The organism is Aeromonas sp. sia0103, assembly GCF_963895295.1.
GTDB lineage: Bacteria > Pseudomonadota > Gammaproteobacteria > Enterobacterales > Aeromonadaceae > Aeromonas > Aeromonas encheleia.
The window spans coordinates 1-1,193 of record NZ_CAWQKG010000013.1 but is presented as its reverse complement, the minus strand read 5'-3'; the positions used below and the strand labels follow the sequence as shown (position 1 = coordinate 1,193).

The window sequence follows — 1,193 nt, the reverse complement described above, 5'->3', positions numbered from 1 at the left end:
TGAATCCGCGGCTTCGGTGCCTGGTTTGAGCCCCGTTACATCTTCCGCGCAGGCCGACTCGACTAGTGAGCTATTACGCTTTCTTTAAATGATGGCTGCTTCTAAGCCAACATCCTAGCTGTCTGAGCCTTCCCACATCGTTTCCCACTTAACCAGAACTTTGGGACCTTAGCCGGCGGTCTGGGTTGTTTCCCTCTTCACGACGGACGTTAGCACCCGCCGTGTGTCTCCCGGATATTACTTACTGGTATTCGGAGTTTGCATGGAGTTGGTAAGTCGGGATGACCCCCTAGTCCAAACAGTGCTCTACCCCCAGTAGTATTCGTCCGAGGCGCTACCTAAATAGCTTTCGGGGAGAACCAGCTATCTCCGAGTTTGATTGGCCTTTCACCCCCAGCCACAGGTCATCCCCTAACTTTGCAACGTTAGTGGGTTCGGTCCTCCAGTTGATGTTACTCAACCTTCAACCTGCCCATGGCTAGATCACCCGGTTTCGGGTCTACACCTTGCAACTAGACGCCCAGTTAAGACTCGGTTTCCCTACGGCTCCCCTATACGGTTAACCTCGCTACAAAATGTAAGTCGCTGACCCATTATACAAAAGGTACGCAGTCACCCCGAAGGGCTCCCACTGCTTGTACGTACACGGTTTCAGGTTCTATTTCACTCCCCTCACAGGGGTTCTTTTCGCCTTTCCCTCACGGTACTGGTTCACTATCGGTCAGTCAGGAGTATTTAGCCTTGGAGGATGGTCCCCCCATATTCAGACAGGATGTCACGTGTCCCGCCCTACTCGATTTCACTTCAAGGTCGTTTTCATGTACGGGGCTATCACCCTGTATCGCTGGCCTTTCCAGGACCATTCCACTAACTTCCAAGAAACTTAAGGGCTAATCCCCGTTCGCTCGCCGCTACTAAGGGAATCTCGGTTGATTTCTTTTCCTCGGGGTACTTAGATGTTTCAGTTCTCCCGGTTCGCCTCTATTACCTATGTATTCAGTAATAGATACCCAGCTTATGCTGGGTGGGTTTCCCCATTCGGAAATCTGTGAGTAATAGCGTCTCTTACCGACTTCTCACAGCTTATCGCAGGTTAGTACGTCCTTCATCGCCTCTGACTGCCAAGGCATCCACCATGTACGCTTAGTCACTTAACCATACAACCCCAAGAAGTGTCGTCGAAACGGCACGGC

General features: G+C 51.5%; 1 rRNA gene. It reads right to left on the bottom strand.

Annotated elements, in window-relative coordinates:
* Positions 1 to 1,157 (bottom strand): 23S ribosomal RNA (locus AACW18_RS08385); the annotation flags it as partial.
* Positions 1,158 to 1,193 lie beyond the last annotated feature (36 nt).